The 12,381-nt window shown below is 61.1% G+C and carries 16 protein-coding genes; 8 read left to right on the plus strand and 8 right to left on the minus strand.

What is annotated here, in order from left to right:
• Window positions 1-162: 162 nt before the first annotated feature.
• From metX to J2Y90_RS04165, 6 genes are read left to right on the plus strand one after another with little or no spacing between them, the layout of a single operon-like run.
• A complete protein-coding gene (metX, locus tag J2Y90_RS04140; protein ID WP_253496792.1) occupies window positions 163-1,302 on the plus strand; it encodes a homoserine O-succinyltransferase MetX in 1,140 nt (379 codons plus the stop codon).
• A gap of 7 nt (window positions 1,303-1,309) precedes the next feature.
• Window positions 1,310-1,930, plus strand: coding sequence for a methionine biosynthesis protein MetW (gene metW / locus J2Y90_RS04145; RefSeq protein ID WP_024014659.1), 621 nt, complete (start codon window positions 1,310-1,312; stop codon window positions 1,928-1,930).
• A gap of 26 nt (window positions 1,931-1,956) precedes the next feature.
• Window positions 1,957-2,391, plus strand: a complete 435-nt coding sequence (locus J2Y90_RS04150) for a DUF4426 domain-containing protein (protein WP_253496794.1) — start codon at window positions 1,957-1,959, stop codon at window positions 2,389-2,391.
• Window positions 2,388-2,984 carry an RdgB/HAM1 family non-canonical purine NTP pyrophosphatase gene (gene rdgB, locus J2Y90_RS04155; RefSeq protein ID WP_253496798.1) on the plus strand — a complete coding sequence of 199 codons (597 nt, stop codon included), beginning with the start codon at window positions 2,388-2,390 and terminating at the stop codon, window positions 2,982-2,984. The genes J2Y90_RS04150 and rdgB overlap by 4 nt, the downstream gene beginning before the upstream one ends.
• The gene (hemW, locus tag J2Y90_RS04160; RefSeq protein ID WP_253496801.1) at window positions 2,981-4,186 is read left to right on the plus strand and encodes a radical SAM family heme chaperone HemW; all 1,206 of its coding nucleotides are present in this window, start codon (window positions 2,981-2,983) and stop codon (window positions 4,184-4,186) included. Before rdgB ends, hemW begins: the two co-directional genes overlap by 4 nt.
• 22 nt (window positions 4,187-4,208) lie before the next feature.
• On the plus strand, window positions 4,209-4,532 hold the full coding sequence (locus J2Y90_RS04165) for a DUF3392 domain-containing protein (protein ID WP_008083808.1): 324 nt from the start codon (window positions 4,209-4,211) through the stop codon (window positions 4,530-4,532).
• A gap of 131 nt (window positions 4,533-4,663) precedes the next feature.
• Here J2Y90_RS04165 and trmB read toward each other — a convergent pair whose 3' ends face one another.
• From trmB to J2Y90_RS04185, 4 genes are all read right to left on the minus strand, one after another.
• Window positions 4,664-5,389 carry a tRNA (guanosine(46)-N7)-methyltransferase TrmB gene (gene trmB / locus J2Y90_RS04170; protein ID WP_253496804.1) on the minus strand — a complete coding sequence of 242 codons (726 nt, stop codon included), beginning with the start codon at window positions 5,387-5,389 and terminating at the stop codon, window positions 4,664-4,666.
• A gap of 9 nt (window positions 5,390-5,398) precedes the next feature.
• Window positions 5,399-6,193, minus strand: a complete 795-nt coding sequence (locus tag J2Y90_RS04175) for a thiazole synthase (protein ID WP_110644432.1) — start codon at window positions 6,191-6,193, stop codon at window positions 5,399-5,401.
• Window positions 6,194-6,254: 61 nt separating this feature from the next.
• On the minus strand, window positions 6,255-6,455 hold the full coding sequence (gene thiS, locus J2Y90_RS04180; protein ID WP_253496807.1) for a sulfur carrier protein ThiS: 201 nt from the start codon (window positions 6,453-6,455) through the stop codon (window positions 6,255-6,257).
• Window positions 6,456-6,634: 179 nt separating this feature from the next.
• Entirely contained in the window at window positions 6,635-7,006 is a 372-nt protein-coding gene (locus J2Y90_RS04185; RefSeq protein WP_253496811.1) for a DUF423 domain-containing protein, read from the minus strand.
• A gap of 74 nt (window positions 7,007-7,080) precedes the next feature.
• On the opposite strand from J2Y90_RS04185, the gene mtgA reads away from it, so the two are divergent.
• Window positions 7,081-7,803, plus strand: coding sequence for a monofunctional biosynthetic peptidoglycan transglycosylase (mtgA, locus tag J2Y90_RS04190; RefSeq protein ID WP_095181330.1), 723 nt, complete (start codon window positions 7,081-7,083; stop codon window positions 7,801-7,803).
• Between the two features lie 150 nt (window positions 7,804-7,953).
• Here mtgA and rpoH read toward each other — a convergent pair whose 3' ends face one another.
• From rpoH to ftsY, 4 genes are all read right to left on the minus strand, one after another.
• Window positions 7,954-8,808, minus strand: coding sequence for an RNA polymerase sigma factor RpoH (gene rpoH / locus J2Y90_RS04195; RefSeq protein WP_016772717.1), 855 nt, complete (start codon window positions 8,806-8,808; stop codon window positions 7,954-7,956).
• 115 nt (window positions 8,809-8,923) lie between these two features.
• Window positions 8,924-9,949, minus strand: coding sequence for a permease-like cell division protein FtsX (gene ftsX / locus J2Y90_RS04200; RefSeq protein ID WP_073471030.1), 1,026 nt, complete (start codon window positions 9,947-9,949; stop codon window positions 8,924-8,926).
• The gene (gene ftsE / locus J2Y90_RS04205; RefSeq protein ID WP_090287173.1) at window positions 9,946-10,617 is read right to left on the minus strand and encodes a cell division ATP-binding protein FtsE; all 672 of its coding nucleotides are present in this window, start codon (window positions 10,615-10,617) and stop codon (window positions 9,946-9,948) included. The genes ftsX and ftsE overlap by 4 nt, the downstream gene beginning before the upstream one ends.
• Window positions 10,614-12,104, minus strand: coding sequence for a signal recognition particle-docking protein FtsY (gene ftsY, locus J2Y90_RS04210; protein WP_253496814.1), 1,491 nt, complete (start codon window positions 12,102-12,104; stop codon window positions 10,614-10,616). The genes ftsE and ftsY overlap by 4 nt, the downstream gene beginning before the upstream one ends.
• Between ftsY and J2Y90_RS04215 the strand changes: the two genes are divergently transcribed.
• The gene (locus J2Y90_RS04215; RefSeq protein ID WP_253496817.1) at window positions 12,103-12,321 is read left to right on the plus strand and encodes a hypothetical protein; all 219 of its coding nucleotides are present in this window, start codon (window positions 12,103-12,105) and stop codon (window positions 12,319-12,321) included. The two genes, ftsY and J2Y90_RS04215, sit on opposite strands and share 2 nt — an antisense overlap.
• The last annotated feature ends 60 nt before the right edge of the window (window positions 12,322-12,381 follow it).

The following is a 12,381-nucleotide window of genomic DNA, read 5'->3' on the forward strand; positions in this document are numbered from 1 at the left end:
GCAGGCTCGCTCCCACATTGGAATGCATTTCAACTGTGGGAGCGAGCCTGCTCGCGAATGGCTGCACCTCGGTCCGAAGCGAAAACGCCGGACCTGATCGTTGCTTGCCGCTAACCCCCCCGGTCTTTAGACTTACGCCTCATTTCAACGAGAGCAGGGTCGATGCCAACTGCCTTTCCCGCCGATTCTGTTGGTCTGGTGACACCACAAACCGCGCACTTCAGCGAACCGCTGGCGCTGGCCTGTGGCCGTTCGCTGGCCGCCTATGATCTGATCTACGAAACCTACGGCACGCTGAACGCCCAGGCGAGCAACGCCGTGCTGATCTGCCACGCCTTGTCCGGCCACCACCACGCTGCCGGTTATCACAGCGTCGACGACCGCAAGCCCGGCTGGTGGGACAGCTGCATCGGCCCCGGCAAGCCGATCGACACCAACAAGTTCTTCGTGGTCAGCCTGAACAATCTCGGCGGCTGCAACGGCTCCACCGGCCCGAGCAGCGTCAACCCGGAGACCGGGAAGCCGTTCGGCGCCGACTTCCCGGTGCTCACCGTGGAAGACTGGGTGCACAGCCAGGCGCGTCTGGCTGACCTGCTCGGCATCGGCCAGTGGGCAGCGGTGATCGGCGGCAGCCTCGGCGGCATGCAGGCCCTGCAATGGACCATCACCTACCCGGATCGCGTGCGGCACTGCCTGGCGATCGCCTCGGCACCGAAGCTGTCGGCGCAAAACATCGCGTTCAACGAAGTCGCGCGGCAAGCGATTCTTACCGATCCGGAATTCCACGGTGGTTCGTTCCAGGAAGCTGGCGTGATCCCCAAGCGCGGGTTGATGCTGGCGCGCATGGTCGGGCACATCACCTATCTGTCCGACGATTCCATGGGCGAGAAATTCGGCCGTGGCCTGAAGAGCGAAAAGCTCAACTACGACTTCCACAGTGTCGAGTTCCAGGTCGAAAGCTATCTGCGCTATCAGGGCGAAGAGTTCTCCGGGCGCTTCGATGCCAACACCTATCTGTTGATGACCAAAGCGCTGGATTACTTCGATCCGGCGGCGAACTTCGACGATGATCTGGCGAAAACCTTCGAAAAAGCCACAGCCAAATTCTGCGTGATGTCGTTCACCACCGACTGGCGCTTCTCCCCGGCGCGTTCGCGGGAACTGGTGGATGCGCTGATGGCCGCGCGCAAGGACGTCAGCTACCTGGAAATCGACGCGCCGCAGGGCCACGACGCTTTCCTGATTCCGATCCCGCGTTACTTGCAGGCGTTCGGCAATTACATGAACCGCATTTCGTTGTGAGAAAGCCATGAGAGCTGATCTGGAAATCATCCAGGAATGGATCCCCGCCGGCAGCCGCGTCCTCGACCTCGGTTGCGGTGACGGCGAACTGCTGACCTGGCTGCGCGACAACAAGAACGTCACCGGCTATGGCCTTGAAAACGACGCCGACAACATCGCCGAGTGCGTGGCCAAGGGCATCAACGTCATTGAGCAGGATCTGGACAAGGGCCTGGGCAACTTCGCCAGCAACAGTTTCGACATCGTCGTCATGACCCAGGCCCTGCAAGCGGTGCATTACCCGGACAAGATCCTCGACGAAATGCTCCGCGTCGGCCGCCAGTGCATCATCACCTTCCCGAATTTCGGGCACTGGCGCTGCCGCTGGTACCTGGCGAGCAAGGGCCGCATGCCGGTCTCGGAATTCCTGCCGTACACCTGGTACAACACGCCGAACATTCACTTCTGCACCTTCGAGGATTTCGAAGAACTGTGCCGCGAACGTGATGCCAAGGTCATTGATCGGCTTGCCGTGGATCAACAGCACCGCCACGGGTGGGCCAGTAAGCTATGGCCTAATCTGTTAGGTGAAATCGGTATCTACCGCGTCAGCAGCCCGCAACTGGCGGACCACCGAGTCGCGGTCTGAACCAGGCCATTTCGAGGAGCACGAACATGAGTCGTCTAGCGTTGTTGTTACTCACTGCCTGCCTGAGCGCCGGCGCCCTGGCGGCGGACGTCATCAAAGGTGAACGCAAGGAAACCTTCGGTGACATCACGGTGCACTACAACACCTTCAACTCGACGTTTCTGCAACCGGACATTGCCAAGGCTGCGGAGCTGATTCGCAGCAAGAACCAGGGCGTGATCAACGTCTCGGTGGTCAAGGACGGCAAACCGCTGATCGCCAGCGTCACCGGCACGATCAAGGACCTGACCAGCAACAGCGTGCCGCTGAAATTCCGCCAGGTCACCGAACAGGGCGCGATCTACTACATCGCTCAGTACCCGGTACCGCAGCAGGAAACCCGCACCTTTGAAATCAAGGTGCAGAACGGCGACAAGATCAACACCATCAATTTCAACCAAGAACTTTTCCCCGGCGAATGATGAACATCAAGCAGCTCGTACTGGCCAGCCATAACGCCGGCAAACTCAAAGAACTCCAGGCCATGCTCGGCGACTCGGTGCAACTGCGCTCGATTGGCGAGTGGAGCAAGGTCGAGCCGGAGGAAACCGGCCTGTCGTTCGTCGAGAACGCGATCCTCAAGGCCCGCAACGCCGCGCGCATTTCCGGGCTGCCGGCACTGGCCGACGACTCCGGGCTGGCGGTGGATTTTCTTGGCGGTGCGCCGGGCATCTACTCGGCGCGTTACGCCGACGGCCAGGGCGACGCGGCGAACAACGCCAAACTGCTCGATGCGCTGAAGGACGTGCCGCAAGCCGAGCGCGGCGCACAGTTCGTCTGCGTCTTAGCACTGGTGCGCCACGCCGATGATCCGCTGCCGATTCTCTGCGAAGGCCTGTGGCACGGGCGCATCCTCACCGCTACCAGCGGTGAGCACGGTTTCGGTTATGACCCGCTGTTCTGGGTGCCGGAGCGCGACTGCTCCAGTGCCGAGCTGAGCCCGGCCGACAAGAACCAGATCAGCCACCGCGCCCGTGCAATGGATCTGCTGCGCCAGCGTCTGGGCTTGAAATGACCACTGATTCTTCCGCGTCGTCGCTGATCATCGGCGGCGCCGCCTCCTCGCCTCGGGCGCCGCTGCCAACCCTGCCGCCCCTGGCGCTGTACATCCACATCCCGTGGTGTGTGCGCAAATGCCCGTATTGCGATTTCAACTCGCACACCGCCAGCCCGGTGCTGCCGGAGCAGGAATACGTCGACGCGCTGCTGGCCGATCTCGATCAGGATCTGCATGCGGTGTATGGCCGTGAGCTGACTTCGATTTTCTTCGGTGGCGGGACGCCGAGCCTGTTCAGCGCCGAAGCCCTCGGGCGCTTGTTGAAGGGCGTCGAACAACGCATCCCGTTCGCCGCCGACATCGAAATCACCCTGGAAGCCAACCCGGGCACCTTCGAGCAAGAGAAGTTTGTCGCTTATCGCAAGCTGGGGATCAACCGGCTATCGATCGGTATCCAGAGCTTTCAGCAGGAGAAGCTTGAGGCCCTTGGCCGCATCCACAACGGTGACGAAGCCGTGCGTGCGGCAGGCATGGCGCGGCAGGCCGGGTTCGATAACTTCAACCTGGACTTGATGCACGGTTTGCCCGATCAGTCGCTGGACGATGCCTTGAGCGATCTGCGCCAGGCCATCGCGCTGCAGCCGACGCACATCTCCTGGTATCAGCTGACGCTTGAACCCAACACGGTGTTCTGGAATCAGCCGCCGGTGCTGCCGGAAGACGACACCCTGTGGGACATTCAGGAAGCCGGCCAGGCGCTGCTGGCCGAGTACGGTTACGCGCAATACGAAGTGTCGGCATATGCCCAGGCCGGGCGACCGGCGCGGCATAACCTCAATTACTGGAGGTTCGGCGACTTCATCGGCATCGGCGCCGGCGCCCATGGCAAGTTGAGCCACCCGGACGGACGCATCGTCCGTACCTGGAAGACCCGCTTGCCGAAGGACTACCTCAACCCGGCGAAAAGCTTTCAGGCCGGCGAGAAAGCGCTTACCAATGATGAGATGCCGTTCGAGTTTCTGATGAATGCCTTGCGCCTGACCGCTGGCGTCGAATCACGGCTGTATCCGGAACGCACCGGGCTGTCGCTGGACAGCCTCGCCGAAGGCCGGGCAGCGGCCGAACAAAGCGGCCTGTTGCAGGTCGAACCGTCACGCCTGGCGGCGACCGAACGCGGCCAGCTGTTCCTCAACGATTTGCTGCAACAATTTCTGAACTGACTTCAGCTCAAAGGGAAAACGCATGGATTTGATACTCGACCTGCTGGCCACCGTCTCCCGCTGGAGCCGCAGCAATCTCTCGGAAATCGCTTTGGCGCTGGTCGGTTGCCTGCTGGTGCTGTTCGGGGCTGACTTCAAAGGCTGGGTCGAGCAACGCCTGGGCAGCATTGCCGGCGCCCTGCGCGTGCCCCTGATGGCCCTGCTCTGCCTGATCGGCAGCGGCGCCGCGCTGATCTACGCCACGCCGTGGGTGATCAAAGGCCTGAGCCAGTTCAATAACTACAGCCTGGCACCGGTGCTGCTGGTAGTGCTGGTGTTGATCGGTGTGGTCGCCGACCGCCGCTGATTCCGCAAACACCCCGAAACGAAATGTGGGAGCGAGCCTGCTCGCGAATACGGTGTGTCAGTCAACATCAGAGTTGAATGAACAACCGCTTTCGCGAGCAGGCTCGCTCCCACAGTTTTATTGCGTGATGCTTAAGCGAGTTTTTCGAACTTCAGATCCCACACGCCATGGCCAAGACGTTCGCCGCGGCGTTCGAACTTGGTGATCGGACGTTCGGCCGGGCGCGGGACGCATTTGCCGTCTTCGGCGAGATTGCGGTAGCCCGGGGCGACGTTCATCACTTCCAGCATGTACTCGGCATACGGTTCCCAGTCGGTGGCCATGTGCAGAATGCCGCCGACCTTCAACTTGCTGCGCACCAGTTCAGCAAACGACGCCTGAACGATACGACGTTTGTGGTGACGGCTCTTGTGCCACGGATCCGGGAAGAACAGCATCAGGCGATCGAGGCTGTTGTCGGCGATGCAGCGGTTGAGCACTTCGATCGCGTCGCAATCGTAGACGCGCAGATTGGTCAGCCCCTGGGTCAGCACACCATTGAGCAGCGCGCCAACACCCGGACGGTGCACTTCAACGCCGATGAAATCCTGCTCCGGCGCCGCCGCGGCCATTTCCAGCAGCGAATGGCCCATGCCGAAACCGATTTCCAGCGAGCGCGGTGCCGAGCGGCCGAACACCTGATCGTAATCGACCGGCGCATCGGCCAGCGGCAGCACGTACAGCGGCGCGCCCTGATCCAGGCCGCGTTGCTGGCCTTCGGTCATGCGCCCGGCGCGCATCACGAAACTCTTGATGCGGCGGTGTTGGCGCTCGTCGCCTTCGTCCGGCTGGACAGGCGTGTCGTTCGATTCAGTCATCAATGGCTCTTACTTGATCAGACCATCCAGCGGCGAAGAGGCGCTGGCATAGAGTTTTTTCGGCATGCGGCCGGCGAGGTACGCCAGGCGCCCAGCGACGATGGCGTGCTGCATGGCTTGCGCCATCATGACCGGTTGCTGGGCGTGGGCGATGGCCGAGTTCATCAGTACGGCGTCGCAACCCAGCTCCATGGCGATGGTCGCGTCGGAAGCGGTACCGACGCCAGCATCCACCAGCACCGGGATCTTGGCTTCTTCGAGGATGATCTGCAGGTTGTACGGATTGCAGATACCCAGACCGGAGCCGATCAGACCGGCCAGCGGCATCACCGCGATGCAGCCGATTTCCGCCAGTTGCCGGGCGATGATCGGGTCATCGCTGGTGTAGACCATCACGTCGAAGCCTTCCTTGACCAGCGTTTCCGCGGCCTTGAGGGTTTCGATCACGTTGGGGAACAGGGTTTTCTGGTCGGCCAGCACTTCCAGCTTCACCAGGTTGTGGCCGTCGAGCAGTTCACGCGCCAGGCGGCAGGTGCGCACGGCTTCGATGGCGTCGTAGCAACCGGCGGTGTTCGGCAGAAAGGTGTAGCGCTCCGGCGACAGCACTTCGAGCAGGTTCGGCTCGCCTTCGATCTGGCCCAGATTTGTGCGGCGCACGGCGAAGGTGACGATCTCGGCACCCGAGGCTTCGATGGCCTGGCGGGTTTCTTCCATGTCACGGTACTTGCCGGTACCGACCAGCAAACGCGACTGGTAAGTACGACCGGCCAGCACAAAAGGCTTGTCGCTACGAACGATGCTCATGGGGAATCCTCTTTAAGGGTGAGGGTCTTGCAGAATTCTGTGCCCTTGCAGGCCGGGACAATCAGCCGCCGCCGATGGCGTGGACCACTTCGACGTTGTCGCCGTCGTTTAGCATGGTATCGGCATGCTGGCTGCGCGGGACGATGTCCAGATTGAGCTCTACGGCCACACGGCGTCCGGTCAGATCCAGACGAGTGATCAGGCCCGCAACGGTTTCACCGTCGGGCAATTCAAAGGACTCACCGTTCAACTGAATGCGCATGCACAACGCCGCCATCATTTTTAGGGGCTGGCATTCTAGCCCGATCAGTCAGGCTGACCCAAGCCATTCGTCTTGAAACCGGTCCGTGTAGGAGCTGCCGAAGGCTGCGATCTTTTGATCTTGAAAACAAAATCAAAAGATCGCAGCCTTCGGCAGCTCCTACGCGGAGAGCGTCAGATTCAGGATAGGCGCCAGGCGGCGAAGCCGAGGCAGATCCAACCGACCAGAAACGCGAGGCCACCGAATGGAGTAATGATGCCGAGCTTGCTGATGCCAGTGGTGGTCAGCAGATACAGGCTGCCGGAGAACAGCAGGATGCCGACGGTGAAGGACACGCCGGCCCAACTGATCAGGCGCCCTTGAATTTGCGTGGCCAGCAGCGCCACCCCGAACAGCGCAAGAGTGTGCACCAATTGATAGGTGACGCCGGTATGGAAAATCGTCAGGTATTCCGGGGTCAGGCGATTTTTCAGGCCATGGGCGGCGAAAGCGCCCAGCGCAACACCGGTAAATCCGAAAAAAGCGGCCAGCATCAAAAAGCCACGCAGCATGGGGAACTCCAGTCAGACGCGATCGGCAGGGTCTGTATAATGGCCCGCTCCACGGGTTCGGCCAAGCCATCTCTATGCTGCGTTCAATTTTCCGTCGTCTCACGAAGGCCCTGCTCTGGTTTGCCGGCGGCAGTGTCTTGCTGGTGCTGGTGTTTCGCTTCGTGCCACCGCCGGGCACGGCGTTGATGGTCGAGCGCAAGGTCGAATCCTGGGTCGACGGTGAGCCGATCGACCTGCAGCGCACCTGGAAACCGTGGAATGAGATCTCCGATGACTTGAAGGTAGCGGTGATTGCCGGCGAGGATCAGAAATTCCCCGAGCACTGGGGCTTCGATCTGCGCGCGATTCAGGCCGCTCTGGCCCACAACGAACTGGGCGGTTCGATTCGTGGCGCCAGCACCTTGAGCCAGCAAGTGTCGAAAAATCTCTTTCTGTGGTCGGGCCGCAGCTATCTGCGCAAAGGCCTGGAAGCGTGGTTTACCGCGTTGATCGAAGTGTTCTGGCCCAAGCAGCGGATTCTTGAGGTGTATCTGAACAGCGTCGAGTGGGATGACGGCGTGTTTGGTGCCGAAGCGGCGGCAAGGCATCATTTTGGCGTGAGCGCGAAATCGTTGTCGCGGCAGCAGGCGAGTTATCTGGCGGCGGTACTGCCCAATCCGCGGGTGTGGAGCGCCAGTCATCCGACCGGGTATGTGTCGCGTCGGGCTGGGTGGATTCGCCAGCAGATGAGTCAGTTGGGTGGGGACAGTTATTTGCTGGGGCTGAACGATTCGCGGCGGGCGCCTTGGGCTGAATAAATCAAAAGCAAAGATCGCAGCCTTCGGCGGCTCCGACATGGGATTGCGTTTCACCTGTAGGAGCTGCCGAAGGCTGCGATCTTTTGATCTTCCAAATGAAAACGCCCCGATCATCGCTGATCGGGGCGTTTTTTGTTGCTGATGCGCTGGTTACGCGGCGATCGACAACTTGAGCTTGTTCATCGCGCTCTTCTCGAGCTGACGGATTCGCTCGGCCGACACGTTGTACTTCTGCGCCAGGTCGTGCAGCGTGGCTTTCTCTTCCGCCAGCCAGCGCTGGTAGAGGATGTCACGGCTGCGCTCGTCCAGCACCTCCAGTGCTTCGTGCAGGTTGGTGTTGGAGTTGTCGCTCCAGTCGGCATCTTCCAGTTGACGCGCCGGGTCGTACCGGTGGTCTTCCAGATAGTTGGCCGGCGACTGGAAGGCACTGTCGTCGTCGGCTTCGGCAGCCGGGTCGAAGGCCATGTCGTGGCCGGTCAGACGGCTTTCCATCTCGCGCACTTCCCGCGGCTCGACGCCGAGGCTTTCCGCCACACGGTGGACTTCCTCGTTGTTCAGCCACGCCAGACGTTTCTTCTGGCTGCGCAGGTTGAAGAACAGCTTGCGCTGGGCCTTGGTGGTCGCGACTTTCACAATGCGCCAGTTGCGCAGGATGAACTCGTGAATTTCCGCCTTGATCCAGTGCACGGCGAACGACACCAGACGCACACCCATTTCCGGGTTGAAGCGCTTGACGGCCTTCATCAGGCCGACGTTACCTTCCTGGATCAGGTCAGCCTGAGCCAGACCGTAGCCGGAGTAGCTACGGGCAATGTGTACGACAAAACGCAGGTGGGCGAGCACCATCTGCCGAGCCGCCCCCAAATCCTGCTCATAGTAGAGACTCTCGGCCAGTTCACGCTCCTGCTCCGGCGTCAGCAATGGAATGCTGTTGACGGTGTGCACGTAGGCTTCCAGGTTCGCACCCGGAACCAGCGCATACGCAGGTTGCAAAGAATTGGTCATACGAAAAAACCTCCCACTCACATACTCGTGCCTCTCGGCACTGCGAAAAATTGACCGGGAACTCAGGTACAAGTTCCCATAAAAACCGCAAGGTCAATCACGCGCAAAAAAGATTCTACTTCGGCGCCAGCTCCCTGAGATGACGTGCGACTGCAATCCATGCACCGATATAACCCAACAGCACCGCGCCAAGCAAGAGCGACAGACCGTCCGCCACTGGCACACCGGCCAGGGCGAAATCACTGCCGTACAAGCCGGCCAGTCCAACCACTGCATCGTTCAGCCAGTTCAGGCCGAACGCCAATACACCCCAGGACAACAGCCCCGCACCGAAGCCATACAACGCGCCCATATAAAGGAAAGGGCGGCGCACATAACTGTCAGTGCCGCCGACGAGTTTAATCACTTCTATCTCGGTGCGGCGGTTTTCAATATGAAGACGAATGGTATTGCCTATCACCAAAAGTAATGCAGACACCAACAACACCGTCAGACCGAAGACAAAGCGGTCGCCAAGCTTGAGGATGGCGGCCAGACGCTCGACCCAGACTAGATCAAGTTGCGCCTGTTGTACCTTGGGCAGCTCGGAAAGTTTTTGTCTTAATGCTTCGAGTGTCGGCTTGTCGACTTCGTTCGGCGTTACCAGCACCACCCCCGGCAACGGGTTCTCTGGCAGCTCACGCAGGGCTTCACCCAGACCGGACTGCTGCTGGAACTCTTCCAGCGCCTGATCGCGGCCGACATACTCGGCATCAGCGACGCCGGGCATGCCTTTGATCTGCTCACGCAGCGCTTCGCCTTGCTCCGGGCTGGCGTCGAGTTGCAGGTACAGGGAAATCTGCGCCGCGCGCTGCCAGGAACCGCCGAGACGCTCGACGTTGTTGAGCAACAGCGACAGCCCCATCGGCAGACTCAACGCCACGGCCATCACCATGCAGGTGAAGAAGCTGCCGATCGGCTGTTTGCCGAGACGGCGCAGACTGTCGAGCAGGCTGGCGCGATGGCTTTCGATCCAGGCGCGAAACAGCGTGGCGAAATCCGGGCCGTCGTCATCGTCGTGTTTTTTCTTCTTCTGCGGTTGCGGGTCGGCGGCTTTCGGGGCCACGCGCTCGGAAACCTTCGGACTGCGTGTCGCACTCATACCCCGGCCTCCCCGTCGCCGATCAAGCGGCCGCGTTGCAGGGTCAGCATGCGGTGACGCATGCGCGCGATCAGCGCCAGGTCGTGACTGGCGATCAACACGCTGGTGCCCAAACGATTGATGTCTTCGAACACGCCCATGATTTCCGCCGCCAGTCGCGGGTCGAGGTTACCGGTCGGTTCGTCCGCCAGCAGCAAGGCCGGGCGATGGACGATGGCGCGGGCGATGCCGACGCGCTGTTGCTGACCGGTGGACAGGTCGCCCGGGTACAGATCGGTTTTATCCGACAGCGCCACGCGTTCCAGCGCCGAATCGACGCGCTTGGCGATCTCGACCTTGGACAGGCCGAGAATCTGCAGCGGCAAGGCGACGTTGTTGAACACTGTGCGATCGAACAGCAACTGGTGATTCTGGAACACCACGCCAATCTGTCGGCGCAGGAATGGAATCTGCGCGTTGCTGATGGTGCTCAGGTCTTGCCCGGCGAGCAGCAGCTTGCCGCTGGTCGGCCGTTCCATTGCCAGCAACAGGCGCAACAGCGTGGATTTACCGGCACCGGAGTGACCGGTGACAAACAAGAACTCGCCACGACGGACTCGAAAGCTCAGCTCATGCAAGCCGACGTGACCGTTCGGGTAGCGTTTACCGACCTGTTCGAAACGAATCATGAACGCTCCCGCTCGGCAAACAGTGCCTGGACAAAGGGTTCGGCTTCAAAGGTGCGCAAATCGTCGATGCCTTCACCGACGCCGATATAGCGGATCGGCAGGCCGAACTGCTTGGCCAGGGCGAAAATCACCCCGCCCTTGGCGGTGCCGTCCAGCTTGGTCAGCGCCAGGCCGGTCAGTTCGACGGTCTGGTTGAACTGCTTGGCCTGGTTGATGGCGTTCTGGCCGGTGCCGGCGTCGAGCACCAGCAGCACTTCGTGCGGTGCGTCAGCGTCGAGCTTGCCGATCACCCGGCGAACCTTTTTCAGTTCTTCCATCAGGTTGTCTTTGGTGTGCAGACGACCGGCGGTGTCGGCGATCAGCACATCGATGCCACGGGCCTTGGCCGCTTGCACGGCATCGAAGATCACCGAAGCCGAATCGGCGCCGGTGTGCTGGGCGATGACCGGGATCTTGTTGCGCTCGCCCCAGACCTGCAATTGCTCAACAGCTGCGGCACGGAAAGTATCGCCGGCCGCCAGCATGACTTTCTTGCCTTCCAGTTGCAGCTTCTTCGCCAGTTTGCCGATGGTGGTGGTCTTGCCGGCGCCGTTGACGCCGACCACCAGAATCACGAAAGGCTTGTTCTGCGAGGCGATTTTCAGTGGCTGTTCAACCGGCTTGAGCATCGCCGCCAATTCGGCCTGCAAGGATTTGTACAGGGCGTCGGCGTCGGCCAGTTCCTTGCGCGCAACCTTCTGGGTCAGGCGCTGGATGATCTGCGTGGTGGCCTCGACGCCGACGTCGGCAGTGAGCAGGCGAGTTTCGAGGTCGTCGAGCAGGTCATCGTCGATGGTCTTGCGCCCGAGGAACAGGCTGGCCATGCCCTCGCCGATGCTGGCGCTGGTCTTCGACAGGCCTTGCTTGAGGCGGGCGAAGAAACCGGCTTTGGTTTCTTCGGTGCGCGGGGTTTCGACGGGCGCTTCTACAGGCGCTTCGACTGGCACGATCGGAGCGACAACTGGTGCCGCGGCAAGCGGTGCAGGCGCAGGCGCAGGCTCGGACGGCGGGACAACCGGGGCGACGGGTTCGGAAATGACCGGCGCGGGCTCGGCAACCGGTTCAGGCACAGGCTGCGCAGCCACCTCGGCAACCGGCGCAGGAATCACTGGCGTCACATGTGGCGCCGCTTCTTCAACCAGCGCGACCGGTTCTTCTGCCACCGGCAAGGTCAGCCACGGCTCGGCGGCGGGCGTCAGCGGCAGTTCGGGAGCGGCCGGCGTTTCGGGCTCGGCTTCAGCCTCAGGTTGCAGCACCGGTTCGGCGATCGGCAGGACAATCGGCGCCGGTTCTTCTTCTATTGCAGGTGCTGGAGCGGGGGCCGGCTCAGGAATCGCGGGCGGCTGTTCGACGACGGGTTCCTGCGGTTTCTTCCGCAGCCATCCGAACAGGCTTTTCTTCTCGCCAGCCGCAGCTGGGCTCTTCTTGTCGTCGTTGGAACCAAACATGGAGGACGGCTATCTCACGGTAGCGACGCGCCATAAGGGCGCCCCGGCAAATAAATATTCGATGCAGAACAGACTGTGTTTCATCCAGCTTGTTCACGCGCAACATTTTGTCGAGGCACCGCAGGCACCTCAAGGATCGTTTTTACGATGGTCTAAACCGGCAAAGATCGGCGAAAACGCGGAGTTTAGTGGGAAAAACACAGCTTTGCGCCGCTAACCTAATCAGCTTTATCACACCCTCTGGCCTGATAGACGTGGTCGCCGGTAAAACGGATCA

It is taken from the genome of Pseudomonas koreensis (assembly GCF_024169245.1).
Lineage (GTDB): Bacteria > Pseudomonadota > Gammaproteobacteria > Pseudomonadales > Pseudomonadaceae > Aquipseudomonas > Aquipseudomonas koreensis_F.

Excerpts from the sequence above, each read along its gene's own strand:
- ftsE (WP_090287173.1), bottom strand. The coding sequence starts at position 10,617 with ATGATTCGTTTCGAACAGGTCGGTAAACGCTACCCGAACGGTCACGTC.
- rdgB (WP_253496798.1), top strand. The coding sequence starts at position 2,388 with ATGATGAACATCAAGCAGCTCGTACTGGCCAGCCATAACGCCGGCAAA.
- J2Y90_RS04175 (WP_110644432.1), bottom strand. The coding sequence starts at position 6,193 with ATGAGCATCGTTCGTAGCGACAAGCCTTTTGTGCTGGCCGGTCGTACT.
- J2Y90_RS04215 (WP_253496817.1), top strand. The coding sequence starts at position 12,103 with ATGGAGGACGGCTATCTCACGGTAGCGACGCGCCATAAGGGCGCCCCG.
- ftsY (WP_253496814.1), bottom strand. The coding sequence starts at position 12,104 with ATGTTTGGTTCCAACGACGACAAGAAGAGCCCAGCTGCGGCTGGCGAG.
- ftsX (WP_073471030.1), bottom strand. The coding sequence starts at position 9,949 with ATGAGTGCGACACGCAGTCCGAAGGTTTCCGAGCGCGTGGCCCCGAAA.
- trmB (WP_253496804.1), bottom strand. The coding sequence starts at position 5,389 with ATGACTGAATCGAACGACACGCCTGTCCAGCCGGACGAAGGCGACGAG.
- mtgA (WP_095181330.1), top strand. The coding sequence starts at position 7,081 with ATGCTGCGTTCAATTTTCCGTCGTCTCACGAAGGCCCTGCTCTGGTTT.
- J2Y90_RS04165 (WP_008083808.1), top strand. The coding sequence starts at position 4,209 with ATGGATTTGATACTCGACCTGCTGGCCACCGTCTCCCGCTGGAGCCGC.
- metW (WP_024014659.1), top strand. The coding sequence starts at position 1,310 with ATGAGAGCTGATCTGGAAATCATCCAGGAATGGATCCCCGCCGGCAGC.
- hemW (WP_253496801.1), top strand. The coding sequence starts at position 2,981 with ATGACCACTGATTCTTCCGCGTCGTCGCTGATCATCGGCGGCGCCGCC.
- J2Y90_RS04185 (WP_253496811.1), bottom strand. The coding sequence starts at position 7,006 with ATGCTGCGTGGCTTTTTGATGCTGGCCGCTTTTTTCGGATTTACCGGT.
- metX (WP_253496792.1), top strand. The coding sequence starts at position 163 with ATGCCAACTGCCTTTCCCGCCGATTCTGTTGGTCTGGTGACACCACAA.
- J2Y90_RS04150 (WP_253496794.1), top strand. The coding sequence starts at position 1,957 with ATGAGTCGTCTAGCGTTGTTGTTACTCACTGCCTGCCTGAGCGCCGGC.
- rpoH (WP_016772717.1), bottom strand. The coding sequence starts at position 8,808 with ATGACCAATTCTTTGCAACCTGCGTATGCGCTGGTTCCGGGTGCGAAC.
- thiS (WP_253496807.1), bottom strand. The coding sequence starts at position 6,455 with ATGCGCATTCAGTTGAACGGTGAGTCCTTTGAATTGCCCGACGGTGAA.